Genomic DNA, 26,024 nt, shown 5'->3' with positions numbered 1-26,024 from the left:
AAAACTACTGCTACAGTAAGTTTTTAGCCAAGGAACCGAAGTGGAGGCGGCATGTCGTACGACGTGGACGTGGTGGTGGCCGGGGGCGGTCCGGTGGGGCTGATGCTGGCCTGCGAGCTCGCGCTCGGGGGCGTCTCGGCCATGGTGGTCGAGCGGCTCACGGAGGTGGACCCCACGATCAAGGCCGGAGCGCTCAACCTGCCGAGCGTCGAGGCGCTGTACCGGCGCGGCATGCTCCCGGCGCTCCGCGAGGCCCAGGAGCGCAACCTTGAGCATTTCGCCGCCTTCATGCGGCAGCAGGCCGCCCATCGCGAGGACGCCGGGGACGGACGGGCGGCAACGGCCGGCGCCTCCGAGGAGGCACCGCCCCCGCGGGCGCCGCGGACGCCGCCGAAGTTCGCCGGGCACTTCGCCGGCATCATGCTGGACGCGGCCCGGCTCGACGACGCCGACCCCGACCTCGCCGGTCACGGCCCGGCCGGGGACATCGGCCTGGTCAACCAGCAGCAGATCGAGGGCATCCTCGGCGAGCACGCCGCGCGGCTGGGCGTCCAGGTGCGGCGGGGCGTCGAGCTGACCGATCTGTCGGCCGACGACGAGGGCGTCACCGTCTCGACGAGCGCGGGCCGGGTGCGGGCCCGCTGGCTGGTCGGCTGCGACGGGGGGCGGAGCGTCGTCAGGAAGCTCGCCGGCTTCGACTTCCCCGGTACCGACCCCGAGATCACCGCCTACCAGGTCCTCGGCGAGATGGAGGGCGCCGAGGCCCTGGGCGTCGGCTGGCACGCCACCCCGACCGGCGTGTACGCGCATGGTCCCGTCCCGGGACGCATCCTCACCGTCCAGTTCACCGGTCCACGCGCCGACCGCGACACCCCCGTCACCCGCGAGGAACTGCAGGAGGCGATCCGGCACGTCACCGGCATCGAGGTGACCGTGACCGCGATCAAGACCGCCACCCGCTTCACCGACAACGCGCGCCAGGCCTCCACCTACCGGCTGGGCCGGGTGCTGCTCGCCGGCGACGCCGCGCACGTGCATTCTCCGTTCGGCGGCCAAGGGCTGAACCTCGGTCTCGGCGACGCGGTGAACCTGGGCTGGAAGCTCGCCGCGACCGTGCGCGGCTGGGCGCCGCACGACCTGCTCGACACCTACACCGCGGAACGGCACCCGATCGGGGCCTGGGTGCTGGACTGGACCCGCGCCCAGGTCGCGCTGATGCGCCCCGATCCCCGCGCCAGGGCCCTGCGGAGCGTCGTGAACGACCTGGTCGAGACCGTCACCGGCACCACCTACTTCGCCAAGAAGATCTCCGGCGTCTGGCAGCGGTACGACCTGCCGGGCGACCACGCGCTGGTCGGCGCCAGTGCCCCCGACCTGGAACTGTCCGACGGATCGCGGCTGGCCGACCACCTGCACGACGGCAAGGCGCTGCTGCTGGACCCCAAGGGCGAGCTGTGCGACCTGGCCGAGGGCCACCGCGACCGGATGACCGTGCTCGCCGCGGGCGCGGACGAGCGTCCCGAGCTCACCGGGCTGTTCCTGCGGCCCGACGGGATCGTCGCCTGGGCCGGCGAGCAGGACCGGGACGACCGCGGCGCGCTGGAGAAGGCCCTGGCCACCTGGCTCGGCGCACCGGCCGCGGACGCCGGCGACCAGCGGCGTTAGCCGATTCCCAGCGCGGCGGCGACCTGGCGGGATACGGCCAAGGCGACCTTAAGCGGCCTCCCAGCCTGCCCGGACACTCTTGGTTCATCGGGACGCGGCGACCGGCCGGAAGAGCGGCGGGCACGCGTCCAGGGACACCACCGATCCAAGGAGAACGTCATGAAGATCCGTCACAGCCTCCGCGCCGTCGCCGCCGCCACCGCTCTGGCCGGAGGGCTGCTGGCCGTCACCGGCCCCGCCTTCGCCGCCACCACCGCGAAGATCGCCAACTACGCCTCGATCGCCCCCGGCGCCACCACGTCGATGCTCCTGGTCTGCCCGTCCTACGCGCCGACCATGCTCCTCGGCACCGTCGCCTTCACCCCCAAGGCCGGGGTCACCGTGACCGGCACCTCGCTGGACACCTCCTCCGACCCCTTCCACCGCCACATCCTCACCATCACCGCGCAGAACGGCTCCGCGGTGTGGAGCGGCCTGACCGCGCTGGCCACCTGCACCAGCTGACCGCCCGGCACTCACGGGGACACGGGGAAGCCGCACGGGGCGAGGAAGGGAACCGGGGAGCGGAACCGGGCACGCGAATCCGGCGAGGACGGGGAACACGCACCGAGGGGAACGGGCACGGAATCGGGGGAACGGGGAACGGGGTACGGAACCGGGGCACGGGGAACGGGGTACGGAACCGGGGCACGGGGAAAGGGGTACGTGAACCGGGGGACGGAGTACGCGAACCGGGGGACGCGGAACGGCGGCGCCGGTGAGCCGCGAGGCTCAGCCGGCGCCGTAGCGGCCGAGGCCCTTCTCCAGCAGGTCGAAGGCGAGCAGGGCCTGGGCGCGGACGCCGGCGACGACCTGCTCGTGGCCTTCCCCCGCCGCCTTGCGGCGCACGCCGTCCGCCGCCAGCCGCCGCGTGACCGCGCAGATCTGGGCGGCGGCCAGCACCGGCATGACGTCGTCCTCGGCGGCGCCGGTCACCTCCGCCAGGGTCTCGGCCAGGCGCTCCTCCCGGCGTTCGGACAGCTCGCGCATGCGGGCCAGCAACGAGGGGCTCTGGTCGATCATGCGGGTGACGACCTCGGCCCCCTCGTTCAGCCCGGAGCGCCAGTCGCCCTCGTCGAGCGCCTGGAGGTAGTCGCGGCGCAGCGCCTCGATCACCGACTCGCCGGGGCGCCGCTCGCGGACGATGCGGCTGGGCTGCTCGACGAAGGCGTCCTGGCGGTCGAGGAAGAGGTCTTCCTTGGTCCTGAAGTAGTTGAACACCGTGTTGACGGAGACGTCGGCCACCCGGGCCACCTCGGCCACGGTCACGTTGTCGAACCCGCGCATCATGAACAGGCCCATGGCGATGTCGGCGATGCGCTGCCGCGTCTCGCGCTTCTTGCGTTCGCGCAGGCCGAGCCGTTCTTCCATGCGCCCGATCCTAGGCACGGAAAATGGGGCGGCACCACCTATGGGGCCGCCCCACGTTCGCCGGGGCGTGCGGCCGGGTCACCAGGGGTGACCGCGGCGGGATCACAGTGGCTTGACCCAGCGGCCCCACTGCGGCTGGCGGACGTAGCCGGCCGCGGTCCAGGCGTGGTGGGCGAGCGTGTTGTCGTCCAGGACCATCGCGTCGACCCGCATCCCGCCGTGCTCGGCGAAGCGCTTCTCGGCGGTGTCCAGCAGGAAGCGGGCGATGCCTCTGCGGCGGTGGGCGGGATCGACGGCCAGCCGGTACAGGTGGCAGCGCCATCCGTCCCATCCCGCGATCACCGTGCCCACCATGCGCCCGTCCAGCTCCGCGATCAGCAGGGCCTCGGGGTCGCGCTCGATCAGCCGCCGCAGGGCCGGCTCGCTGTCACGCCGGTCGGTGCCCTCGGCGGCGTGGGACCAGAACGCCAGCACCGCCTCCAGGTCCTGCGCCGTCCCGGTCCGTACCGTCGGAGCCCCGTTAGTCGCGTCCGTCACGAGGGCCACACTAATCGGCGTCGGGATTATGTGAGTTCGGCGGGCAGGTCGCGGGTGTGCAGGACGGTGAGGGAGGTGACGGCCCGGGTGAGGACGACGTAGAGGCGGGCGAGGCCGCGGTCTTCGGCTTCGGCGATGTCGGCGGGCTCGACGACGATGACGTGGTCGTACTCCAGGCCCTTGGCGAGCGAGGCCGGGATCACCGAGACGCGCTGCTCGGGGACCCCGTCCGGGCCGAGCAGGTCGTGCGGAAGGCCCGCGGCGGCCAGGACGGCGGCCACGGCATCGGTCGCGGCGTCGGCGGCGATCACGCCGATGGAGCCCTCGCGCTCGGCGGCCTCGCGGGCGGCCGCGGCCAGGCCGGCGTCCAGGTCGGCGGTGCGGCGCAGGGACAGCGACCCGGCGCCGGGGCGCAGCGACCTCGGGGCGGCGAGCGTGGGGGCGGCCGAGGGGAGCAGGCGGGCGGCGAAGTCGAGCACCTCGCGGGGGACGCGGAAGCCGAGGGTCAGCTCGGTCACCGCGCCTTCGGTGAAGCCGAGGTGGCCGAGCACCTCCTCCCAGGACCGGGCCGACCACGGGGTGGTGCCCTGGGCGAGGTCGCCGAGGACGGTCGCCGAGCCGGTGCGGCAGCGGCGGCCGAGCGCGCGCAGTTGCATGGCCGACAGGTCCTGCGCCTCGTCCACGACCACGTGCCCGAGGGTGGGGGTGCGCTCGATGAGGTCGGCCAGCTCGTCCAGCAGGGCGGCGTCGGCGGCGGACCATCGGGCGGACTTCCACGACCGGGCGGGCTTGGCCCAGAGCAGCCTCTGGCACTCCTCCGGCGTCAGATCGGACTTCGCGGCGGCGGCGAGGAAGTCGCCGTCGGAGAGCAGCCGGAACAGCACCTGCTGGGGCGTCACCCGGGGCCAGATCTGGTCGATGAGCTGCTTGACGGGCTTGGACCTGGCCACGGCGTCCTGCACCCGGTCGTCGGGGGACTCTCCGCGCTGTTCCATGCGCACCAGCACCGCGTGCGCGAGCCGCTGGGCCAGGGCGGCGCGCCCCGGGCCGTACCGGGTGGTGCCGCGCAGCGAGGCGACGATCTCGCGCACCTCGTGGTCGGGGACGCGGAAGCGGTTGACGCCCCGGGTGATCAGCAGGCCCTCCTCGGGCTTGCTGATGTGCAGCCACAACGCCCGGCGGAGCACCGGCGCCATGCGGGCGTCGCCCTTGAGCGCCGCGACGGCCGGCGCCTCGGGAGCGGCGTGGTCGCCGAGGATGCCGGCGACGGTGGTCTGGTCGACCTTCACCTCGCCGAGGGCGGGCAGGACGGAGGAGATGTAGGAGAGGAAGGCGCGGTTCGGGCCGATGATCATCACGCCGGACCGTGCGAGCTTCTCGCGGTGGGTGAACAGCAGGTAGGCCGCGCGGTGCAGGCCGACGGCGGTCTTCCCGGTGCCGGGCGCGCCCTGCACGCAGACGGTCTGGGTGACCTCGGCGCGGACGATCTCGTCCTGGTCGGGCTGGATCGTGGCGACGATGTCGCGCATGGGGCCGGTGCGCGGCCGCTCGATCTCCTCGGTGAGGATGCGCGACTCCTGGAGCGTGGCGCCCTGGTCGAGGGGCTCGTCCTCGTAGGCGGTCAGCTCGCCGCCGTGGAAGCCGAACCGCCTGCGGCGCAGCACGCCCATCGGGTCGGACGGGCGCGCCTGGTAGAAGGCGCGGGAGACCGGCGCACGCCAGTCGATCACCAGGGGCCGGCTGTGGTCGTCGTGCACGTGGCGGCGGCCGACGTGGATGGTCAGGGGCAGGTCGTCGTCGCCGGCCCGGTCGAGGCGGCCGAAGAACAGCGGGGTGTCGGGGTGGTCGGCCAGGGCGGCGACCCGCTGGTCCAGCAGGCCCTGCAGCACCTGCTGGGAGACCCAGTCGCCGGCGGCGTCGGCGGACAGCGACTGGGCGTGTTCGCGCATGGCGCGCAGCGCGGCGCGGGAGGCGGTCAGGTGGTCGCGTTCCGCCCGCAGCACGCCGGCGGGATCGTCTGGGTGGCTGGTGGAGTCGTCGCCGGATATGTCGGGGGCCAATTGGTGTCCGGGCATGCCGAAGCGCTCCTTGAGGGACGGAGGTGGTTGACAAAGGCAGCGAACCCACAAGCTTATATGCTTACGCCGCTCGGGGTGCGTGCTCATCGGCCGCGCCGGAGCGACGGGCGTACGATGCGACGCTTGTGCGGAGTTTGCCTGGTCTTGACCTTTGGGTACTCGAGTGAGGGTGACGATGCGAGCCCCGGTGGCGGTGTCCCCGGTCATTCCCGCTCTTGCGAACATGCTGCTCGGCGGCCTGTGGACCTTGTCGGTCTTCGCGGGCTGGGGGCTGGCGGCGTTCTGCGGGACCGGCGAGATGCCGGACGCGTGCATGGACCGCCTGACCCTGGTGTCGATGCTGTCCGGCCTCTTCGCGTTCCTCGGGGCCATCGGCACGGCGGGCGGTCTTCTGCCACCCCTAATGCGCAGATATCCAGAAAAGTCGCTGATACTTGTGGGAATCGCGACCGCTTCCTGGCTAATAGCCCTGGCCGTGCTTTACGTCGGCGGGTTAGTCGGTCGGTGATCTGGCCGACACGTTGCGTTAGCTTCTCTCAAAATCCTGAAAAAGCGGGACAAACCTTGTGATTCGATTGAATCATGGGGGTATGTCGCAGTTGGCGCCGAGGCAGCCAATAAGCGAGGGGGTGATGTGGTTGAACAGGGCCCACGGTATTTCCTGGACCTGAATGCCCGTCGCCTGGGGGGAGCCTTTCCTGGGACGGGTTGGGGGGTCGGCGGCGTGCCGCTCAGCGAAGATCACTCGCTGGCGAGCACGTCGTCCGCGTCGATGATCTGGTACGCATACCCCTGCTCGGCCAGGAACCGCTGGCGGTGCGCCGCGAAGTCCTGGTCGACGGTGTCCCGGCTGACCACGGAGTAGAAGCGCGCGCCCCCGCCGCTCGCCTTCGGGCGCAGCACCCGGCCGAGCCGCTGCGCCTCCTCCTGACGCGACCCGAACGTCCCCGACACCTGGATGGCCACCGATGCCTCCGGCAGGTCGATCGAGAAGTTCGCCACTTTGGAGACCACCAGCACCTTGATCTCCTTGTCGCGGAACGCCTGGAACAGCCGCTCGCGCTCCTTGACCCGCGTCTCCCCCTTGATCACCGGCGCGTCGAGATGCTCGGCCAGCTCGTCCAGCTGGTCGATGTACTGGCCGATGACCAGCACCTGCTCGCCCGCGTGCCGCCGCACCAGCGTCTCGGTGACGTGCGCCTTGGACGGGGTCGTCGCGCAGAAGCGGTAGCGCTCCTCGGGCTCGGCCATGGCGTAGGCCAGCCGCTCCTGGTCGGTGAGGGTGACCCGCACCTCCACGCAGTCGGCCGGCGCGATCCAGCCCTGGTTCTCCATCTCCTTCCAGGGCGCGTCGTACCGCTTGGGGCCGATGAGGGAGAACACGTCCCCCTCGCGGCCGTCCTCGCGGACCAGCGTCGCGGTCAGCCCGACCCGCCGCCTGGCCTGCAGGTCGGCGGTCATCCGGAAGATCGGCGCGGGCAGCAGGTGCACCTCGTCGTAGATGACCAGGCCCCAGTCGCGGGCGTCGAACAGCTCCAGGTGCCGGTACACGCCCTGGCGGCGGGTCGTCATCACCTGGTAGGTGGCGATGGTGACCGGGCGGATCTCCTTCTTGGTCCCGGTGTACTCGCCGATCTCGCTCTCGGTGAGCGAGGTGCGCTTGAGCAGCTCCTGCTTCCACTGGTGGGCGGAGACGGTGTTGGTCACCAGGATCAGCGTGGTCGCCTCGGCGTGCGCCATCGCCGCCGCGCCGACGAGGGTCTTTCCGGCGCCGCACGGCAGCACCACGACCCCCGAACCGCCGTGCCAGAAGGCGTCGGCCGCTTCCCGCTGGTAGGGGCGCAGGTGCCAGCCCTCCTCGGCCAGCGTGATCGGGTGGTGCTCGCCGTCGACGTACCCCGCGAGGTCCTCGGCCGGCCAGCCGATCTTCAGCAGGGCCTGCTTGATGTTGCCGCGCTCGCTCGGGTGCACCGCCACGACGTCCTCGCCGACGCGCTCGCCGAGCATCGGCTGGATCTTCCTGGACCGCAGCACCTCTTCTAGCACGGCCCTGTCGGTGCTGGTCAGCGTCAGGCCGTGGTGGTCGCTCTTCTCCAGCCGGAGCCTGCCGTACCGGGACATCGTCTCGGCGATGTCGACCAGCAGGGCGTGCGGCACCGGGTAGCGGCTGAAGCCGATCAGCGCGTCGATGACCTGCTCGGCGTCGTGCCCGGCGGCCCTGGCGTTCCACAGCGCGAGCGGGGTGACGCGATAGGTGTGGACGTGCTCGGGCGCCCGCTCGAGCTCGGCGAACGGCGCGATCGCCTTGCGGCAGTCGTCCGCCCTCTCGTGCTCGACCTCGAGCAGCAGCGTCTTGTCCGACTGGACGATCAGCGGGCCATCAGACACGTTTCGATCTCCTGGGGTTCGCGTACGGCCACCGTGCCGGCGGTCCCGTCCGCTTATCCAACAAGACGGCGGCCCGGATCAGTCCCGCTTTCCCGCGCCTTGACGCCGCTCCGGCGTTGCGCGGGAGATGTCCGGGGCCGCGGGCGCCCGGCCGTCGTGCGGCGAGGGCGCCTCGCGGTCAACTGGAGGTGACGCCGACGACGATGAGGACGGCGACGCCGATGATCACCAGGCCGATGTTGACGCCGATGGCGACCCAGCCCCACTTCAGCAGCGACCGCGCGCGGTCGGGTTCGGTGTCGGCCTTGCCGAGCGCGATGCCGGACAGGACGACCCCGGCGATGCCGCCCAGCGAGACGTAGCAGCTCATGGCGAGCAGGATGCTGATGATCAGGGCGACGATGGCATGGGTGCGAGGCCCGTCGCCCGCCGGCCTGGCCGGGTGACCGTAGGGCGGGTAGGGGGTCGCGTACCCGTACTGCTGGTCGTACCCGGGCTGTCCGTAACCGGGCTGGCCGTAACCCTGCTGGGCGTAACCGGGGTCGCCGTAGCCCGGCTGGCCGTAGCCGGGCTGGCCGTAGGGCTGCTGCCCGCCGGCCGGGTACGACGGCTGCCCGGAGGCGCCGTACTGCTGGTCGTACGGCTGTCCCCCGGCGCCGTAGGCGTCATAGGGCTGCCGCGCGGGCGCGCCGTAGGGCTGCTGCCCGGGGGAGCCGTAGGGCTGCTGGTCGTAGGACCCCTGCCCCGGCCTGCCGTACGCGTCGTAGGGCTGCTGCGCGGGGCCGCTCTGGTCGTACGGCGTCGGTCCGCCGTACTGCTGCCGGCCGTATCCCTGGTCGTAAGGCGACGACGGGCCGCCGTTGCCGTCCTGCGATCCGTGGGGACTCTGCCAGCCGTTCGGGGAGTGCCCGGCGGGCTCGGGAGTGCCGCTGCTCAAGATCGTCTCAATTCTGATGATGGTGGAGCTGATCAACATTTACCACGCCATGGGGTTGTCGTGCCCTGGCAATGCCGGGAACGTGATCCCCGTGGACGGCGCGTGCGCCCGTCAGTTGACGTCGGCGACGCCCGTGATGCGATGCAGCGCGAACCGGTGGACCGCCGCGCGCGTCTCGTCGTAGGCCGTCAGATAGCCGCCTTCCATGCGGGCCGGCTCCAGGATGCGGCTGGTGGCGTGCCCCTGGGAGTCCATGTAGCCGATCCAGACGCGCGTGCCCTGCCGGATGGCCTCTTGCAGCGCCATCACCGTGCCCGTCGAAGGAGAACGCGGCACCTGCCCGTCAGGGGCCGCCACCGTCCGCCTGCGCGCCAGGTGGGCGTCGTCGCCGGCCCTGATCGCCCGGACGGCCGCCGCCACCACGTCGGCCTCGGGGCCGGCCGCGCCCGGCGCGGGGCGGGCCGCCGGCGGGCGCTCGGTGCGCTTGGCGTCGGCCCGGGTCACCAGCACGTCGCCCTCGGAGGACTCGGCGACCGGGGAGTACCCGAGAGCCCGCAGCGTGTCGACCACCACGGCCCGCGAGCTGCGCGAGGCGATCACCGTGGGCGCGAGCCGGCGCAGCCGCAGCGGCACGGCGCGCTTGTCGGCCATCACCTCGTCCAGCACGGCCGGGTCGTCGCAGCGCACGTAGGAGCCCGCCGTGCCGACCCGGACGCGGCCGTGCCTGCGGGCGACGTCGGCCACCAGGTAGCGCAGCGGCTGCGGCACCGGCGTCGTGGAATGCCTCTCGAGCGTGGCGAGGAGCTCGTCCGCGCTGGACCCGGCGTCCAGCGCCCGCCGGACCGACTCCTCGCCGAACCGGTAGACCGTCGCTCCGCCCTTCGACTCGACGTCGGCGGCCAGCGACAGCCAGCGTCCCAGCTCGCTGGTGAGCGGACCCGGCGCGACGGCCGTCAGGTCGGCCTGGAGCAGCACGTGGTCGACCGGCTCGGGCAGCAGCGGCGCCAGCAGCCGGGCGGGCTCGCCCGCGGTGGCCGGTGGGAGCAGCGCGCGGCCGAAGCGGGACAGCGCGCCGAGCCCGGTGAGCCCGAGCTGCTCGGCCTCGCGCAGGGTGAAGTCGACCAGCCGGTCGCGGTAGGCGCCCCGGCGGCGGGGCTGCTCGAACGCCAGCCGTTCGCGCACCGAGGCGGCGGAGGGGGCGAGCCCCGCGGCGGCCGAGGCGAGCACCCGCAGCGTCCGCAGCCGCACCTCCGCCGCGGCCGGACGGCGCAGCTCGGGATGCAGGACGTTCAGCAGGCGGTCGCGGTCGTCACGCTCGCCGACCAGGCCGGGCACGCGGTCGCCGGCCAGCCAGTTCGACGCCAGCACCTCCCAGCGATCCTCGGTCGCCTTCACCCGCCAGACGTCGTAGCCGGTCGTGGGCAGCCACTCGCCGTCCACCGGCGCGCTGGAGGCCACCAGGCCCGCGGCGTAGGCGACCTCCACCACCAGGGCGGCCGTCCACTCGGGCAGGTCGAGAAGCTGCGCGGTGCGCTTCAGGTCGCGCACGGCGACGCCGCCCGCGCGCAGAACGCCCGGCCCGTCCACGCTCCAGTGCTCGCACAGCTCCTCGACCATGCGCACGAAGGTGAACGCCTGGCCGGCGGCCGTGCGGTCGGCCAGGGACCGGTCGCGTTCGGCGCCCTCCAGCGGCGGGGCGCAGGGGCGCAGGTCGCGGTGCACCCGCCCGCCGCGCAGCACCAGTGCGACCTCGCGAGGCAGGACGACGCTCTCTTCGCCGGTCGCGGCGAGCAGGCCCCGGGCGAGCAGCTGCTCGATCGGCGACTGCGCGGTGGCCACGGTGACCTCACGCCGGGCGTTGGGCAGGCGGCCGGTCGGCGGGCCCCACGCGAGCTCTTCCAGCGCGGCGCGGGCCTGCGGGCCGACGTCGCCCAGCAGGCGCTCGACGATGCCGCCCTCGGCGAGCAGGCCCGCCAGGCGCTCGGGGACGGCTTCCTCGCGGCCGGTGTCGCCGCGGTGGATGGCCTGGATCAGCTCGCGCAGCCGTTCGGGCGGGTGGTGCCGGAACACCTCGGCCACCGGCGGCCCGAGCCCGGCAGGGGACTCGGAGACGTCCCGCACGCCGGGGGCGAGCCGCAGGGCCGAGGCGGGGCCGAAGACCAGGCCGAGCGACAGCAGCCCGTCGACGGCCTCGCGCAGCGGCCCGTCCAGCCGCGCGGCATCCTGCTCGGGCACCGCGCCGGCCATCGCCGCGCGCAGGTCGTCCTGCGACAGGCCGGGACCGTCCTCGGCGGTCATGACCAGCAGCGTCTCGACCACGGCCAGGGCGAAGCGGTCGAGCCGGTCCAGGGCCCTGCCGGTGGCCGACGGGCTGGTCGCCCGGATCGCCAGGCCCTCCACGTGCGCGGGAACCGGGGTGATGAGCTCGGGACGGGCCGCGACCAGGGCCCGCAGCCGGTCGTCGCCGAGGCCGCGCAGCCAATCGGTGAACTCGGTGTTCATCGCTCCACCGAACCCCCTGTCCACCGGCATCCGCCGCACGCCCCACGCCGTGGGAGCGTCCCCTCCATGGTAGGAGCCCATGGGCCGTCGTACGCCAGCCTGATCACCGGTGTTCGCCCGCGCCGGGCCGCGGCGGCGTCCGGACGGGAGGCGCGAGGGCGAGGCATGGGGAGCGGTGAGGATAGTCATTTCCGCGAAACGGTGCGCGGGCCGGAGCGCTGGGGCAGTATGGCGAGAGTGATCGAGCGCGCCGATCAGCTGGTCCTCGAGTACGTCGCCAAGGTGGCGGACGCCGCCCATGGCGTGCTCCGCACCGATCAGCGCCTCGACTTCGTGCAGCGGTTGCGCGCACGCATCGAGGAGGAACGCCGGGGCAGCGAAGACCCGGCGGCCGTGCGCAGAGTGCTCGCCCGGTTCGGCGATCCCGCGGTCCTGCTGCAGCGGGAGGTCGCGCGGCTGACCGGCGCCGAGCCCGAGCCCGCCCGGCGGGCCGCCGGCGTGCGGCGTCCCGGCGGCGTCCGCGGCGGCCGTCCTGGGGCCGTGTCCCGGCCTTCGTCTCTGTCCCCTCCTTCGTCCCTGTCGCGTCCGGCCGCCGGGTCCGCGCGGCCCGGTTCCGTACGGCCCGGCTCCCCGTCGTCCGCCTCCTCCGTGTCGCCCCAGGGCGGGGGGCCCGGCCCGGACGGAGCCGAGGGCCCGCCGGTCGCGCCGGTGGAGGAGGCCTCCACGTCGGTCTTCCCCCCGGTGCCGGTCTCCGGCCCCGCGACCGGTCCTGTCGCCGGTTCCGCCGCCGGCGACGAGTTCGGCGACTCGGCGACCGAGGTCCTTCCCGCCGTGGTGGACGACGGCCGGCCGGTGGGTCCCGTGCGGCCGCTCCGCCCGCCGAGGCCCGCGCGCCCGCTGCCGCGCGGCGCCGCCCCCGGAGCGCGCCGTCCCGTGCCGCGCGACGCGCCGGCTCCGCTGCTGGGCCGGTTCGGCCGGGGCGCGATGGCCGTGCCCAAGGCCGCCGACGGGCGCGACGCGCGGACCGTCCTGGCCAACGACCGCCGCGCCGTCGTGGGCATGGCCCTGCTGTTGCTGTCGGGCCTGCTGGTGCCGCTTCCCCTGCCGTCCATCGCGATCTTCCCCGTGCCCGTGCTGGTGTGGGCGCTGGCCGCGCTGACGGTGCTGTCCTGCGACGCGTGGGTGTTCAAAGACCGGATGACGGGGCTGTTCACGCCGATCACGGCCTACGTCGTGGGCGGCGTCCTGCTCGGGGCCCTGCGGGCCCCTGAGACCCCCGGCGACGGCTTCACGGCGTTCGTCACCTCGTTCTGGCACGTCAGCGGGCTGATGTTCATGCTGGGTGCGGCAGGCGGCGTGGCCTGGCTGGCCTATCGCCTGTTCAACCCGCCACCTCCGCCACCCCGGCGGCAGACGCTGGGCGTCCTGCGCTGATCAGCCCGAGCGACAGGCGCACCCACGAGGCGACGAAACGGTCGCGGTCGGCGCGTCCCGGAGGCTCGCCGACGGTCTCCTGGAACAGCCGGTAGTGCACCACCGCGCCCCCCAGCACGGCGCCGATCGCCGGCCAGTCGAGGTCGGCGTCCGCGTACTCCGGCTGGGTGCGGAACCACGTCGTGATCGCGTCGAACATGGGCTGGAGCAGGCCCTCGCGGACGACGGCGACCAGCTCGGGGAACTGGCTGAGGTCGCGGAAGAAGACGCGGGTGAGCCGGCTCTCGTCGCGGACCTTGGCCAGCCCGGCCCGGCACAGGCGGTCCAGCCGCTCCTCGATCGGTATCGACGTGCCGACGGCCTCCACCTCGACCAGCGCCTCGGTGACCTGTGAACGGGTGCGGGCGGCGTGTTCGTTGATCGCGGCCGCCAGCACCTCGTACTTGGACCTGAAATGCCGGTACAGGCCGCCGGCCCCGGGGGACAGCCCTGAGGCGGCCTCGATCTCGGCGACCGACGTCGCCGCGTAGCCGCGCTCGGCGAAGAGCCTGAGGGACTCGTCGATGATCCGTGCGCGCGTCGATCTGGTCATTGCCCGTGGTCACCTCCGGCCCCGACTTTATGTGGTCAAAGTGTGTCAGTTCCCGTCGAATCGGCGTCGCGGGTCGCCCGAGCCGTAGGGGTTCGCGGGGTGCCGTCCATTTGGCATCCTTCAAGGGTGTGTTCCGTGGGATTCGACCTTGACCTGACGCTCGCCGACACCCGCGCCGGGATCGCGGCGGTGTACGAGGAGGTGGCGCGCCGTCTCGGCGTGGCGATCGACACCGCCGCCGTTGTCGAACGGCTCGGCCCGCCGCTGGAGCAGGAGCTGGCGCACTGGCTGCCGGCGGAGGCGGTCCCGGCCGCCGCGGCCCTGTACCGCTCCCTGTATCCGGACGTCGCTGTCGCGATGACCACGCCGATGGCCGGCGCCGCCGAGGCCGTCGCGGAGGTCCGCCGGCGCGGCGGGCGGGTCATCGTGGTCACCGGCAAGCACATCGTCGGGGCCGGCCGGACCGTCGAGACGCTGGGCCTGGACGTCGACGAGGTGGTGGGGTCGGTGTTCGGCGCGGCCAAAGGCGTGGCGATCTCCCGCTTCGGCGCCGCCGCCTATGTCGGAGATCACGTGGCCGACATCGAGGCGGCCCGGGCGGGGCGCGCGGTGAGCGTCGCCGTGGCGACGGGCCCGTACACCGAGCAGGCGCTGCAAGATCACGGAGCTGATGTGGTGCTGCCCGATCTGACGCGCTTCGGAAGCTGGTACAACGCGTGGTGCGTCTCGCGGAGCCCGGAAATCAGGGCCGTTTCGACGGTCATGTGATGCCCCCGGTGGGCATAACCTACATCCATTACCATTCATGACAGTCTGAACGAGGTCACCCCTGTGCCTACTGGCAAGGTCAAGTGGTACGACGCTGACAAGGGCTTCGGATTCCTCACCCGCGACGACGGCGGAGAGGTGTTCGTACATTCATCAGCGCTTCCCAAAGGCACGGAAGCGCTCAAGCCGGGTCAGAAGGTCGAGTTCGGCGTGGCCGAGGGCCGCCGTGGCCAGCAGGCGCTTTCGGTCCGCGTACTGGAGCAGCCGCCGACGCTCGCCAAGACCGTGAAGCCGAAAGGTAAGCGCAAGAAGCCGGACGAACTCGTCGTCATCGTCGAGGACCTGATCAAACTGCTCGATGACGTCTCTAATTCGTACCAAAGGGGCAAGCACCCCGACGCCGCGCACGCCAAGAAGATCGCGACGGTGCTGCGGGCCGTCGCCGACGACATCGACGCCTGAGCGCAGGCGTCCGCGCTCCTCTCCCCGCCCCATTCATCAAGGTCACGATGGGGCCTCACCGTCATGCCCGCCCACAGGCGCGCCTCAGTGATGGGGATCGGTCAACGGCTTGGTCGTCCCAAGCTTGGCGCCGGGTGAGCCGGGCCCGTGCTCGGCGAGGACGCGCTCGGTGTGCGCGCGCAGCCGCCGGCGCCGCGTGAGGACCAGCCAGAGCAGCGCGGCGGCCAGCGCGGCCGTCACCACCGCCAGGCCCACGGGACCGGCCGAGGGGCCCGAGAGCAGCGACAACATCAGCCCGGCCAGGCCGCCGCCCACCCAGGCGATCTGCAGCAGCGCCTCCACGACGCCGAAGGTGGAGGACCGGACCTCCTCGCCGATCTCCCGCTGGACGGTCGCGTCCAACGCCAGCTTGCCGATCTCCTGGGCGAGACCCGCGACCAGCGCCACCCCGACGGCCGTCCACAACGAGAAGAAGAACGCCGCCGCCCCCACCGCGACCGTGGAGAACGCCAGCGCGATCAGCGCGATGAGCTGCGGGGAGCGACCGCGCGTCCAGGACGCGACCGCCGCGCCGAGCAGGCCGCCCGCCCCGGCGCCGCCCGCGAGAATCGCGATCATGACCTGCTCGGGCAGGCCGGTCCCCCGCAGGTTCCCGTCCTGCACGAGGAAGAGCAGGAAGAAGATCAGGAAGCCGGACAGGACGCGGATGGCGGCGTTGGCCTGCATCGCCTCGGACACCACCGGCCCCACGTTGAGCAGCGTGCGCCAGCGCGCCCGCCCCCTGCCACGCCCGGCCCTGCTTCCGCCCTGGTCGCCGCCCCTGAGCCTGGCCCTGTCGCCGTCATCGTCCGGCGGCCCACCGGCCTGACCCTCCGGGTGGCCGGCGGCGCGGCCGTCCGGGGGCTCGCTCGCGGCGCCGTCCGCGATCTCCTCGGCGGCCTCGTCGTCCAGCCCGAGATCGGGGGCGTCGACATGGCGGGGCAGCCGTACGGCGGCCACCCCCGCCACCAGGAAGATCACCATGGTGACGCGCAGCAGCCAGGCGGCGCCCGGCCACGCGGTCAGGCCGACCGCCACCGGCGCCGCGAGCGCGGCGCTCACCAGCGAGAACAGCGCCACCCGCGCGTTCGCCGTGACCAGCGTGATGTCGGCGGGCAGCACGCTCGGCATGATGGCGGCCCGCGAGACGTTGTAGGCCTTCGACAGCACCAGGACGGCCAGTGCGGCGGGGAACAGCGTCAGCCCGTCGGCCGGGCCGATCGCCGCCGCCATGGCCCAGCAGAGCAGCCCCCGCGCGAACAGCGTGCCCGCCATGACGTACCGGCGCCCCGACCGGAACCGGTCGAGGACCGGCCCGACGAACGGCGCCACCACGGCGAACGGCACCATCGTGATCAGCAGGTACAGCGCGACCTGGCCGCGCGCCTGGTCCACGGGCAGGCCGAACAGCAGCGTGCCGGCCAGGCCGACCGTGATGAGCGCGTCCCCGGCGCTGTGGGCCGCCGTCAGCTCGATCAGGCGGCCCAGCCCGGTGCGGCCGGCGCCCTGGGCGTGGGTCAGCTTGCGCGTCGCCCGCCCCACCCCACGGCCGGCGCGCGCCGTCCCCCGGGCGACCGACCGTCCCGCGCCCGCGGTGTTACGGGCGGCCGAGCGACCGGCACGGACGGCGCCGCGGCCCGCGTCCGCCACGGCGCGCCCCGCGCGCCCCAGCGATGCCCGCCCACGATGCCAGGACGCCGCCATCACACGCCTGCGGGGGAAGCGCCGGTGCTCGTACCGGTGGCCGGACGTCGCACGCGTTTCCCCTTCCTGCTCGCTCGTCGCCGCCGGGGATCTCCGCCGCCCGGCCCGTCCGCGTTCTTGTCTACTCAGGTGCCCGTGGCCCGGGCCGGCGAGTCGGTGCGGGCGGTTCCTTGGCGGTGGATCTTCCGGTTGATGGCGTGCCGCTTCGGTTTCCAGTCTTACCCGACCCATACGCGTGATGTCCGCTCGCCGCATGGGTGAGAATTGACATGTGAACCGCACTCGTTCCCGCACCTTCACCGCCGACCAGGCTTGCGCCGCAGCCGTGGAGCCGGCGCGGGCCGCCGCCGAGGAGATCGCCCGCCCCGGCGAGGTGGGCGAGCATCTCGGTTTCCAGGCCGAGGGTGAGCGCGTCGTCACGCACTACTTCGCCTGTCTCGACCGCGCTTACCGCGGCTGGCGCTGGGCCATCACCGTGACCCGTGCCTCCCGCGCGCGTAACGTGACCATCAGCGAGACCGTGCTGCTGCCGGGCGCGGGCGCGCTGCTCCCGCCGGCCTGGGTGCCGTGGAGCGAGCGACTGCTCCCCGGCGACCTCGGCGTCGGCGACCTGCTGCCCACCTCCGACGACGACGACCGCCTCGCGCCCGGGTTCACCGAGACCGACGACGACGCCGACCGGCAGATGATCTTCGAGTACGGCCTCGGCCGGGCTCGGGTCCTGTCGGCGATCGGGCGTGACCGCGCCGTGCACCGCTGGCACGCCGGCGACTCCGGCCCGCACACCCCGCTCGCCCATGCCGCGCCCGCGCAGTGCTCCACCTGCGGCTTCTACTGGCCGCTCGCCGGCGCGCTGCGCCTGGGCTTCGGCGTCTGCGCCAACGAGTACGCGCCCGACGACGGCAAGGTCGTCGCCGCCGACCACGGGTGCGGCGCGCACTCCGAGGCCGCCGTGATCGCTCCCGCCTCCGTCGAGCAGCCGATGCCCATCCTGGACGATCTCGGCTACGACCTGATGCCCGAGGAGAGCGTCCCCGCCGCGGGGTCGGTCGACGACGAAGGCGCCGAGCCGCTCGGCCATTCCTGACCGCCGGCCGCGTCCCGGTGAAGGCGGCCGGTCACCGGGCGCGCCGTCCGGCCCCCTCACCGGCCGGCCGCGGGGCTACCGGCATCCCTCAAGGTCGTGGCCCGGGGACGCCATTCCTCAGGGCCACAGGCCCGGAGGTCCCGTCCCACAGGGTCGTAGGTCCGGGGGTGTCGTTCCTCAGGGTCGTAGATCCGGGGATGCCGTTCCCCGCGTCATGGGCTTCGGGGGGACGTTGCACAGGGCCGTGGTCTTGGGGGGTCGTCCCCGGGGTCGCAGGCCGCGAACCATCCGATCGCCGGCACGGGGGCGGCCGGCCCGTCTCCTCCACCTTTGGACATGACTGGTGACTGACATCTTTGGCACCGAACGCATGCGCGACACCGTCCTCGCCGCGTGGACGGCCTCGCCCGCGCGCTTCCGCGAGGACGCCAACGCCGAGGAGGACTTCGCCCTCGGCGGCTACCGCGACCGGCTGATCGTCGAACTGGCGCAGAACGCCGCCGACGCCGCCGCGCGCGCGGGCGTCCCCGGGCGGCTGCGGCTGACCCTCCGCGACGGCGTTCTGAGCGCCGCCAACACCGGAGCCCCGCTGGACGAGTCCGGCGTCGAAGGACTCGCCACGCTCCGGGTGTCCGCCAAGCGCGACGAGACCGGCTCCATCGGCCGGTTCGGCGTCGGCTTCGCGGCCGTCGTGTCGGTCTGCGACGAGCCGGTGATCGCCTCCCGGGCGACCGGCGCGGTTCGCTGGTCGCGGTCCGAGACCGCCGCGCTCGTCGCCGCCGAGCCCGCCCTGGCCACCGAGCTGGGCGTCCGCGGCGGGCACGTGCCGCTGCTGCGCCTGCCGTTCGAGGCCGGGCCGGTGCCCGTGCCGGACGGCTTCGACACCGTCGTGCGCCTGCCCCTGCGCGACCCGACCGTCGAACCGGCCGTGCGCCAGATGCTCGACGAGACCGGCCCGGCGCTGATGCTCGCCATGCCCGCGCTCACGGTGATCGAGATCGAGGCCGGCGGCGAGACGCGCACGGTCACCGCCGACGGCTGGCAGGTGGTCGAGGAGTCCGGCCGCTTCACCCCCGAGCAGGTCGCCGAGCTGTTCGCCGGACGTCCCACCGAAGAGCGCGCCCGCCCCACCTGGCTGGTCCGCTGGGCCGTCCCCGCCGCCCACGGCGACCTGCCCAAGGACGTCGCCCCGGTCGTGCACGCCCCGACGCCCAGCGACGAGCCCCTGGACCTGCCGGCGCTGCTCATCGCCACCTTCCCGCTGGCCACCGACCGGCGGCACGTCGCCGCGGGACCGCTCACCGACTTCCTGGTCGAGCGGGCCGCCGAGACCTACCTGCGGCTGCTCGCCACGCTGCCGCGCACCCCCCGCCTGCTCGACCTGGTTCCCGGCCTGATGGGCAAGGCCGAGCTGGACGCGGCGATCCGGCGGGCCATCCTGCGCCGCCTGCCCGACACCCCGCTGCTCCCGGCGCTCTCCCCGCCCGCCGACCAGGGCGGCACCGGGGACGCCAAGGACGCCGGGACGCGGATACCGGCCGCGCAGGCCGCGCCCGCCGAGGGCGAGGCGCCGTACGTCGTGTCCGGCCGGCAGGCGTCGGTCGTGGCCGGTCCCGCCGAGTTCCTCGACAAGATCGCGTACGTGGTGCCCGGCCTGCTGCCGGCCGGGTGGGCGTCGCGGCACCCTGCCCTGAACGCCCTGGGCGTCCGGCGCCTGGAGCTGTCCGACGTGATCGACCTGCTGTCCGGCGACGCCGTGGAGGACACCACCCCGGGCTGGTGGCGGTCGCTGTACGACGTGGTGCCCGCCGACGACCGCGAGGCCCTCGGCGCCGTACCCGTCCCGCTCGCCGACGGCCGCCTCGTGCGCGGCCCGCGCGGCACGCTGCTGCTCAGCGAGGGGTCCTCCCTGGACCCCGCGCTCCTCGGCCCGCTCGGGCTGCGCGTCGTCCATCCCGAGGCCGCCCACCCGCTGCTGCTGCGGCTCGGCGCCGCCGAGGCGACCCCGAGAAGCGTGCTGGAGGACCCGCTGACCCGCGCCACCGTCTCGGAGTCGCTCGACAGCGCCGACCCCGAGCCCGTGGCGCAGGCCGTGCTCGCGCTGGTCGACGCCGCCGGGCTGTCGGCCGGCGAGGCCCCGTGGCTGTCGGCGCTGGCCCTGCGCGGAGCCGACGGCGAGCTGTACCCCGCGGGAGAGCTGCTGCTCGGCGAGGGGTCGCTGGCCAAGCTGATCGACCAGGACGTCCCGTTCGGCGTCGCCGCCCCCGACCTGGTCGAGCGCTACGGCTCGCGCGTGCTGTCGGCCGCCGGCGTGCTGGACGGCTTCGCCGTGGTCAACGACTCCGACGTGCTGCTCGACCCCGACGAGTGCGACCACGACCTCGACGCCGAGGACGAATGGCTGGAGGCCGTGCTCGACCTGCTGCCCGAAGCCGACGTGCCGCCGGTCGCGCGCGAGTTCGCCGCGATCCGCGACCTGGAGTACGTCGCCGACTGGCCCTCGGCGCTGGCGCTGCTGTCGCGTCCGCCGCTGCGCGCCGCGCTCCAGCCGCTGCGCGCGCTGGTCGCCGGCGAGGTCGTCGAGGTGCCCTCCTACACCGCCTGGTGGCTGTCACGTCACCCCGTGCTCGACGGCGGACGGCCCACCTCGCTGCGCCTGCCCTCCGGCGACCCGCTGCTGTACGGCCTGTACGGCGACGCCCCCCAGGGGATGGACGAAACGGCGCTCGCGCTCATCGGCGTGCGCACGACGCTGGCCGAGCTGCTGGCCTCCCACGGCGGTCCTGACGAACTGCTCGACCTGCTGGCCGACCCGTCGCTGGAGGTCGACCGGGCCCAGCTCCGGTCGCTGTGGATGGCCCTCGCGGCCGTGGAGCCCGCCAGGGTGGCGCCGCCCACCGCCGTGCGGGCCGTGCTGAACGGCGAGATCGTCGTCGCCGACGCCGAGGACGGGCATCCCGTCGGCGGCAACGGCGGCCCGGTTCCCGAAGGGCTGACCGCCACGGGCGGGCCGGTCGTCGTCGAGGCGCCCGACCTGCTGCCGCTGGTGGCCTCCCGCCCGCTGGTGCTGGCCCCGTTCGACCTGGCAGAAGCGCTGTCGGAACTGCTCGACCTGCCGGTGATCGGCGAGGAGGTCGCAGCGGAGATCACCTCGTCCGGGGTCGAACGGCCGGTGCCCGCGCAGGTGCGCTCGCTGCTGCCCTCGTCGCCGTCGAGCTACGTCGAGCACGCCGAGCTGACCGTGGACGGCGTGCCGGTGCCGTGGCGGTTCCACGAGGGCGTCGTCCACGCGAGCGGGGTCGAGGGCCTCGCCCGCGGGCTGGCCTGGGCGAGCGGGCAGTGGGGGGACCGGCTCGCGGTCGCCGCCCTGCTGCGCGACCCGCAGGCCGTGCCGCTTCTCCTCGCCGAGGCCGACCTCGACGGCTGACCCCCGCCGTACGGCCCCACCCTTGCGCCGCGCCCCCTGACTCTCCTCGACGGGGGCGCGGCCAGGGGACCCCCAGCCCGGGCCGTAGGAGACGTCGGCCTCAGAACGGCCTCCGGCCTCGGGCTCTCGTGCCCGGGGCGGGGCTTTCCTCCGGCCGCAGGCTTCCCGTCCGGCCTCTCAGGACGGGCGCAGCCAGGTCGTTCGGTCCACCCTCCGGCCAGGCCAGGCCGGTCCGTCTGGTTTCCGGTCAGGCCAGGCCGGTCCGTCCGGCTTCCGGTCTTTCGGTCTCCGGCCGGGGCTTTCAGGACGGGGTGCGGCCGGGGACGGAGGCGTCGTCGCGGGCGCCGTCCGGGGCCGTCTCGGCGCGTGCGGCGCGCCGGTCGCGACGGCGGACGAACCAGTACCCGAAGATGCCCAGGCCCACGCCGGCCACGCACGTCCAGATCCACCACTGGTGGTCGGGGGACGGGCGGAGGATGAGCAGCACGACCAGCGCGACCACCCACAGGCCCGTGCCCGCGATGATCGTCACGGCGTCCTTGGTCTCCAGCGGAGTGGGATCCGGGGGGCGCGGCTCGTTCACGCGTTCCAGCCTAGGCGAGACACGGTTCCACCAGGCTCGGCGGGTCGGATAACCTCCTTCCGAATCCGAACTGCACACAAGTTGGTCTCATTCGGACCACGAGCGCCTCAGGGGTCTTTCCGACTGTGATACCGCCTGTCAATCTGCCCGCGTGAGCGAGATAACCGCACCTGTGACCCGGCCGGCCGGCCTGCTCGGCTGGCTCGACCGCTATTTCCTGATCTCCGAACGGCGTTCGACGCTCGACCGTGAAATCCGTGGCGGCCTGGCCACGTTCTTCACGATGGCGTACATCGTCGTGCTGAACCCGTTGATCCTCGGCGGGGCCAAGGACGCCGACGGCCAGTTCCTGGGCGACGGCACCGGCTCGGCGAACATCGCGGCGATCGCCGCGGCCACCGCCCTGACGGCCGGTGTGCTGACCATCCTGATGGGCTTCGTCGGCAAGGTGCCGTTCGCGCTGGCCGCGGGCCTGGGCCTGAACGCCTTCGTGGCCTTCGGCATCGCCTCCCAGATGTCGTGGGAGGACGCGATGGGCCTGATCGTCCTGGAGGGCATCGTCATCACGATCCTCGTGCTGACGGGCTTTCGCACGGCGGTCTTCCACGCCATTCCAAGCCAGTTGAAGACCGCGATCAGCGTGGGCATCGGCCTGTTCATCGCCCTGATCGGCTTCGTGGACTCCGGTTTCGTCCGCAAGGCGGCCGGCACGCCGCTGGAGCTCGGCATCGGCGGCGCGCTGACCAGCTGGCCCATCTTCGTCTTCGTGATCGGCCTGCTGATCACCGCGTTGCTGGTGGCCCGCAAGGTCAAGGGCGCGATCCTGATCGGCATCATCGGCACCACCGTGATCGCCATCATCGTCGAGGCGATCGCCAAGGTCGGCCCGTCCATGGGCGGCAAGAACCCCACGGGCTGGAGCCTGGTCGTCCCGGCGATGCCCGACCAGATCATCGGCGTGCCCGACACCAGCCTGATCGGCCAGTTCAGCCTGTTCGGGTCGTTCGGCAAGATCAGCGCCGTGCTGGCCGTCCTGTTCGTGTTCACGCTGCTCATCACCGACTTCTTCGACACGATGGGCACCGTGGTGGGCGTCGGCGCCCAGGCGGGCCTGGTGTCGGAGGAGGGGACGCTGCCGCGCACCCGGGAGATCCTGCTGGTCGACTCGATCGCGGCCGCGGCGGGCGGCGCGGCGTCGACCTCCTCCAACACCACCTACATCGAGTCGGCGGCCGGCGTCGGCGAGGGCGCCCGCACGGGCCTGGCCAGCGTCGTGACCGGCGCCCTGTTCCTGCTCGCGGCCTTCCTGTCGCCGCTGGTCAAGATCGTCCCCTACGAGGCGGCCGCCCCGGCCCTCGTCGTCGTCGGCTTCCTGATGATGACCGCCATCAGGGCCATCGACTTCAACGACTACGAGATCGCCATCCCGGCCTTCCTCACCATCGTCCTGATGCCCTTCACCTACTCCATCTCCAACGGAATCGGCGCCGGCTTCATCACCTACGTCCTCATCAAGCTGGTCAAGGGCAAGTCCCGCGAGGTCCACCCTCTCCTCTGGCTGGTGGCCGCCCTCTTCGTCATCTACTTCGCCATCGGCCCCGTCAAGATCCTGCTGGGGCTCGCCTGACGATGCCCGTGAGGCCGTCGCGATGACCTGAACGGTCACCCGCGACGGCCTCACGTCGTTTCATCGTCGCCCCTGCCAGGCCCGGACCCAACGCCGCGAGGACCCTACCGCGGTGGTGCTGGGCGGCCGGTGACGCGTGGTCCGAATGTTTGTCAAGACGGTGAGAATATCGCCAATTGGCCTCCTTTAGTGCTCTTGTAATGCCCCTATGTCGGCGCTTTGGATCTAGGGAGGCGAACTTCTGTGGCGGGGCACAGGCGTCAGGTCTCGGATGCATCTCCTCTGTCACCGCCTGTCCGGCCCGGTCCTTTCGTTGTGCGCCGTTCATCGGTGTGCGCCGTCCTGCAAGAGAAGGAGTCGTGACCATGACCCTGCTGACCTACACCCTCCTCACGGACCCGGCGCCCCTGGAGGCGTCAGCGGCCGGGCGCTCCCCGTCCACGGGGACGGTGTATCTGGTCGTCACCAACACCGGGCAGGTATCGGTCTCCTGGCGAACGTTCCGGGTGCAGGTGCCCGTTGGCGACGGCGCCGGCCACCTCACCCCGAACATCACTACGGTCACGGCCCAGGGCCGGTACACCACCTCGTCAGGCACCAAGCCGGTGGACGTCCAGCGGCAGGACCCCGACGCCTTCCTGGTCACCGCGCCCGCCGGTGCGAGTTTCGCGCCCGGGGACCACCTGGTGCTGACGCTGGAGAACATCACCGTAGCCGCCACCGCCGGGCTGGCCGTGCTAGGAGTGAAAGAGCATGCCAAAAGAGGGAACCTGCGCCTCGATGATCGCTCGGCCGCGCTGGCGGTGGTGAAGACCGCCCCGAAGGAGATCCCGGCGCCGCGCGACTTCCGCGCGGATGACGCCATGGTGGCCGCGGGAGCGAACATCACGCTGCGCTGGGAGGGGTCCGACGACTTCGACTACAAGATCCTGTTCCCGGACGGGCAGGCGACCAACCTCTCGGGCGGTTCTTGGTCACCGGCCGCCGACGACGCCCCCAAGCGGGCCACCACCTACACCCTGGTCGCCACCTCCCGCACCACGCCCAAGCGAGAACACGTCCTCACCACGACCGTTCAGGTGCGCAACCCTGTCCTGGAATCCCTCACCGCCAAGGTCGCCGTCATCACCCCATTGGTAGTGGGACCGAACAGCGGCGAGGGAGGGATCGCCTTCCTCCAGGGCGGGGTGACCGTACGGCGGACAGGAGACTCGCAGAATCGGGGCGCTCTTTTCGCAGACATGGCCAGCCTCAACGGCGTGAAAACCGGCGCCGTGTACACCGAATTCATATATGCGAAAGACACCTCCGAACACCGTTACTCGTGGATCAACCTCCACGGCGATGGGATAACCGCGTACCTGACAGACGGGGGGAGTAATGGACTCGGAAGCGTGACGGCCTCTCGCTTCAATACCTAGAAATCCGCGATCAGTCGGATGCCCACTACCCCCTCAGCGCTCTCCGAAGACCGCTCGGCCGAGGGGTGGGATGGCTCCGCAGGTGCGGAAGAACCACCGGGTCGCCGACCGCTTGAGAGGGCTGCGGATGATCGCGGCGTTGGTGTTCCGGACGACGTCGCGGACGGTGCGGAACCCGTGGCGCAGCATGTCCGCCTCGTAGGCGTGCAACGCCTGTGGCAACGGCTCCTCGCCGCGGTCGGCCGCGGTGAGCGCGGCGCAGAGTCGGTGCGCGTCGCGCAGCGCCGTGTTGCCGCCGAGTCCGCCGACCGGGGGCATGTGGTGGACGGCGTCCCCGAGTCCGGTGACGTTGCCCGTCTTCCACGGTCGGAGTGGTTCGGCGGCGGTGAACTCGGTCCGGTAGAGGGTGTCCGGTGTTGATTCGGTGAGTAACCGGCGCAGGTCGGGATGCCACCCGGCGGTCCGTTCGGCCAGCATCCGCCGCACCGCGGCCGGGTCGGCCTGGGCTTTGGTGGTGAAGTCGCCCGGAAGGGAGTCACGGTGTGCGATGAACGCCCACAACACGTAGTCGTCGTCATGCGAGTTCGCCAGCAGTCGCTCCGGCTCCAGTCCGAGCGCACGTAACCGGTCACCGAGCCTGGCGGTGATCGCCGCCGGGTCTTCGCGTCTGCGGAAGATCGCGGTGAACAGGAAGTCCTGCTGTGGCCAGAAGACGTTCATGCCGGCGAGCAACCGCTCCGGCAGCCATCGCCGGTTCTCCTCGGTGAGGAAGAGTTTGCCGGCGACGGCCGTCGCCGGCAGTGTGGTCCGGCCGGCCGAGGGATGGAGTTGCGCCCACACCCGGGAGTTGGCGCCATCGGCCGCGACGAGCACGTCGGCGGTCGCGGTGGTGCCGTCGGCGAAGTCCGCCGTGACCGTCCCGTCGTCCACCCGGGTGAAACCGGTGAACTCCTTGCCGAAGCGGACGACGTCCCCCAGGCCGGCCAGCAGCAGCTTGCGCAGTGTGACGCGGCTGACCGCGTGCCGGCCGGTCGCGGGGTCCAGCGGGTCCGGGACCCGGCCGTCCTGGCCGATGCGGACGAGCGGTCGCATCCGCTCGTCGAGGAAGCTGATCCCAGGCCCAGGGTCGCCGGCGCTGGCCACCAGCACCTCCCATAGCGCGGGCGGTAGGCAGGCGTGCAGGGCGAGACTCCCGGCCGGCTCGATGTTGAGCCGGAAGCCCTGGAGCCGGGAGTCGGGAGTGAGATCCCGTTCGTACACGGTGACGTTGACGCCGGCCTGCCTCAGGCCATGTGCCAAGCAGAGCCCGCCGACGCCGCCGCCGATGACGGCGACGTGTAAACGCCCAGGTGACATTGGTTTC

20 protein-coding genes are annotated in these 26,024 nt (G+C 72.8%); 10 read left to right on the top strand and 10 right to left on the bottom strand.

Features of this window, described 5'->3' with window-relative positions; genetic code table 11:
• Positions 1 to 51 precede the first annotated feature (51 nt).
• Positions 52 to 1,665 (top strand): FAD-dependent monooxygenase, encoded by a 1,614-nt coding sequence (locus ABZU32_RS33240; protein WP_354928556.1) that lies wholly within the window; start codon positions 52 to 54, stop codon positions 1,663 to 1,665.
• 159 nt (positions 1,666 to 1,824) lie between these two features.
• Positions 1,825 to 2,169, top strand: coding sequence for a hypothetical protein (locus ABZU32_RS33235; RefSeq protein WP_354928553.1), 345 nt, complete (start codon positions 1,825 to 1,827; stop codon positions 2,167 to 2,169).
• A gap of 267 nt (positions 2,170 to 2,436) precedes the next feature.
• On the opposite strand, the gene ABZU32_RS33230 is transcribed toward ABZU32_RS33235, so the two are convergent.
• The 3 genes from ABZU32_RS33230 to ABZU32_RS33220 all read right to left on the bottom strand — a co-directional run bounded on the left by ABZU32_RS33230 (position 2,437) and on the right by ABZU32_RS33220 (position 5,687).
• Positions 2,437 to 3,075: a TetR/AcrR family transcriptional regulator gene (locus tag ABZU32_RS33230; protein ID WP_354845379.1), complete on the bottom strand. Its 639-nt coding sequence runs from the start codon at positions 3,073 to 3,075 to the stop codon at positions 2,437 to 2,439.
• Between the two features lie 102 nt (positions 3,076 to 3,177).
• On the bottom strand, positions 3,178 to 3,612 hold the full coding sequence (locus ABZU32_RS33225; RefSeq protein WP_354928550.1) for a GNAT family N-acetyltransferase: 435 nt from the start codon (positions 3,610 to 3,612) through the stop codon (positions 3,178 to 3,180).
• A gap of 26 nt (positions 3,613 to 3,638) precedes the next feature.
• The gene (locus ABZU32_RS33220) at positions 3,639 to 5,687 is read right to left on the bottom strand and encodes an AAA family ATPase (RefSeq protein ID WP_354928547.1); all 2,049 of its coding nucleotides are present in this window, start codon (positions 5,685 to 5,687) and stop codon (positions 3,639 to 3,641) included.
• 172 nt (positions 5,688 to 5,859) lie between these two features.
• Between ABZU32_RS33220 and ABZU32_RS33215 the strand changes: the two genes are divergently transcribed.
• A complete protein-coding gene (locus ABZU32_RS33215) occupies positions 5,860 to 6,198 on the top strand; it encodes a hypothetical protein (RefSeq protein ID WP_354845387.1) in 339 nt (112 codons plus the stop codon).
• Positions 6,199 to 6,431: 233 nt separating this feature from the next.
• Here ABZU32_RS33215 and ABZU32_RS33210 read toward each other — a convergent pair whose 3' ends face one another.
• From ABZU32_RS33210 to ABZU32_RS33200, 3 genes are all read right to left on the bottom strand, one after another.
• The gene (locus ABZU32_RS33210; RefSeq protein WP_354928544.1) at positions 6,432 to 8,078 is read right to left on the bottom strand and encodes a DNA repair helicase XPB; all 1,647 of its coding nucleotides are present in this window, start codon (positions 8,076 to 8,078) and stop codon (positions 6,432 to 6,434) included.
• Between the two features lie 178 nt (positions 8,079 to 8,256).
• Complete coding sequence (locus ABZU32_RS33205) at positions 8,257 to 9,015, bottom strand: hypothetical protein (protein ID WP_354928541.1); 759 nt, start codon at positions 9,013 to 9,015, stop codon at positions 8,257 to 8,259.
• A gap of 111 nt (positions 9,016 to 9,126) precedes the next feature.
• Entirely contained in the window at positions 9,127 to 11,517 is a 2,391-nt protein-coding gene (locus ABZU32_RS33200; RefSeq protein ID WP_354928538.1) for a helicase C-terminal domain-containing protein, read from the bottom strand.
• A gap of 237 nt (positions 11,518 to 11,754) precedes the next feature.
• Here ABZU32_RS33200 and ABZU32_RS33195 point away from each other — a divergent pair, with 237 nt between their 5' ends.
• Positions 11,755 to 12,951 carry a hypothetical protein gene (locus tag ABZU32_RS33195; protein ID WP_354928535.1) on the top strand — a complete coding sequence of 399 codons (1,197 nt, stop codon included), beginning with the start codon at positions 11,755 to 11,757 and terminating at the stop codon, positions 12,949 to 12,951.
• Here the strand turns inward: ABZU32_RS33195 and ABZU32_RS33190 are convergent.
• Entirely contained in the window at positions 12,899 to 13,543 is a 645-nt protein-coding gene (locus ABZU32_RS33190) for a helix-turn-helix domain-containing protein (RefSeq protein ID WP_354928532.1), read from the bottom strand. The two genes, ABZU32_RS33195 and ABZU32_RS33190, sit on opposite strands and share 53 nt — an antisense overlap.
• A 135-nt stretch (positions 13,544 to 13,678) precedes the next feature.
• Here ABZU32_RS33190 and ABZU32_RS33185 point away from each other — a divergent pair, with 135 nt between their 5' ends.
• Both ABZU32_RS33185 and ABZU32_RS33180 read left to right on the top strand, forming a co-directional pair.
• Complete coding sequence (locus ABZU32_RS33185) at positions 13,679 to 14,311, top strand: HAD hydrolase-like protein (protein WP_354928529.1); 633 nt, start codon at positions 13,679 to 13,681, stop codon at positions 14,309 to 14,311.
• A 63-nt stretch (positions 14,312 to 14,374) separates the two neighbouring features.
• The gene (locus ABZU32_RS33180) at positions 14,375 to 14,773 is read left to right on the top strand and encodes a cold-shock protein (RefSeq protein ID WP_354845405.1); all 399 of its coding nucleotides are present in this window, start codon (positions 14,375 to 14,377) and stop codon (positions 14,771 to 14,773) included.
• 84 nt (positions 14,774 to 14,857) lie between these two features.
• Here the strand turns inward: ABZU32_RS33180 and ABZU32_RS33175 are convergent, their stop codons facing one another.
• Complete coding sequence (locus ABZU32_RS33175; RefSeq protein WP_354928526.1) at positions 14,858 to 16,462, bottom strand: MFS transporter; 1,605 nt, start codon at positions 16,460 to 16,462, stop codon at positions 14,858 to 14,860.
• 325 nt (positions 16,463 to 16,787) lie between these two features.
• Between ABZU32_RS33175 and ABZU32_RS33170 the strand changes: the two genes are divergently transcribed.
• Positions 16,788 to 17,603, top strand: coding sequence for a DUF3027 domain-containing protein (locus ABZU32_RS33170; protein ID WP_354928523.1), 816 nt, complete (start codon positions 16,788 to 16,790; stop codon positions 17,601 to 17,603).
• 370 nt (positions 17,604 to 17,973) lie between these two features.
• Positions 17,974 to 21,030, top strand: coding sequence for a hypothetical protein (locus ABZU32_RS33165; protein ID WP_354928608.1), 3,057 nt, complete (start codon positions 17,974 to 17,976; stop codon positions 21,028 to 21,030).
• A gap of 301 nt (positions 21,031 to 21,331) precedes the next feature.
• Here the strand turns inward: ABZU32_RS33165 and ABZU32_RS33160 are convergent, their stop codons facing one another.
• Positions 21,332 to 21,613, bottom strand: a complete 282-nt coding sequence (locus ABZU32_RS33160) for a DUF2530 domain-containing protein (RefSeq protein ID WP_354928520.1) — start codon at positions 21,611 to 21,613, stop codon at positions 21,332 to 21,334.
• A gap of 151 nt (positions 21,614 to 21,764) precedes the next feature.
• On the opposite strand from ABZU32_RS33160, the gene ABZU32_RS33155 reads away from it, so the two are divergent.
• Together ABZU32_RS33155 and ABZU32_RS33150 are read left to right on the top strand one after the other, a co-directional pair.
• Complete coding sequence (locus ABZU32_RS33155; RefSeq protein WP_354928517.1) at positions 21,765 to 23,240, top strand: NCS2 family permease; 1,476 nt, start codon at positions 21,765 to 21,767, stop codon at positions 23,238 to 23,240.
• A 365-nt stretch (positions 23,241 to 23,605) separates the two neighbouring features.
• Positions 23,606 to 24,661: a hypothetical protein gene (locus tag ABZU32_RS33150; protein WP_354928514.1), complete on the top strand. Its 1,056-nt coding sequence runs from the start codon at positions 23,606 to 23,608 to the stop codon at positions 24,659 to 24,661.
• 33 nt (positions 24,662 to 24,694) lie between these two features.
• Here ABZU32_RS33150 and ABZU32_RS33145 read toward each other — a convergent pair whose 3' ends face one another.
• Complete coding sequence (locus tag ABZU32_RS33145) at positions 24,695 to 26,017, bottom strand: NAD(P)/FAD-dependent oxidoreductase (RefSeq protein WP_354928511.1); 1,323 nt, start codon at positions 26,015 to 26,017, stop codon at positions 24,695 to 24,697.
• Positions 26,018 to 26,024: the final 7 nt, after the last annotated feature.

It is taken from the genome of Sphaerisporangium sp. NPDC005288 (assembly GCF_040607475.1).
Lineage (GTDB): Bacteria > Actinomycetota > Actinomycetes > Streptosporangiales > Streptosporangiaceae > Sphaerisporangium > Sphaerisporangium rhizosphaerae.
The sequence above is the reverse complement of the archived record's forward strand: the minus strand, read 5'-3'. Positions and strand labels throughout refer to the sequence as shown.

Bases quoted from the DNA above. Each gene is read 5' to 3' on its own strand.
- ABZU32_RS33240 (WP_354928556.1), top strand. From the start codon at position 52: ATGTCGTACGACGTGGACGTGGTGGTGGCCGGGGGCGGTCCGGTGGGG.
- ABZU32_RS33235 (WP_354928553.1), top strand. From the start codon at position 1,825: ATGAAGATCCGTCACAGCCTCCGCGCCGTCGCCGCCGCCACCGCTCTG.
- ABZU32_RS33230 (WP_354845379.1), bottom strand. From the start codon at position 3,075: ATGGAAGAACGGCTCGGCCTGCGCGAACGCAAGAAGCGCGAGACGCGG.
- ABZU32_RS33220 (WP_354928547.1), bottom strand. From the start codon at position 5,687: ATGCCCGGACACCAATTGGCCCCCGACATATCCGGCGACGACTCCACC.
- ABZU32_RS33200 (WP_354928538.1), bottom strand. From the start codon at position 11,517: ATGAACACCGAGTTCACCGATTGGCTGCGCGGCCTCGGCGACGACCGG.
- ABZU32_RS33190 (WP_354928532.1), bottom strand. From the start codon at position 13,543: ATGACCAGATCGACGCGCGCACGGATCATCGACGAGTCCCTCAGGCTC.
- ABZU32_RS33165 (WP_354928608.1), top strand. From the start codon at position 17,974: ATGCGCGACACCGTCCTCGCCGCGTGGACGGCCTCGCCCGCGCGCTTC.
- ABZU32_RS33150 (WP_354928514.1), top strand. From the start codon at position 23,606: ATGACCCTGCTGACCTACACCCTCCTCACGGACCCGGCGCCCCTGGAG.
- ABZU32_RS33145 (WP_354928511.1), bottom strand. From the start codon at position 26,017: ATGTCACCTGGGCGTTTACACGTCGCCGTCATCGGCGGCGGCGTCGGC.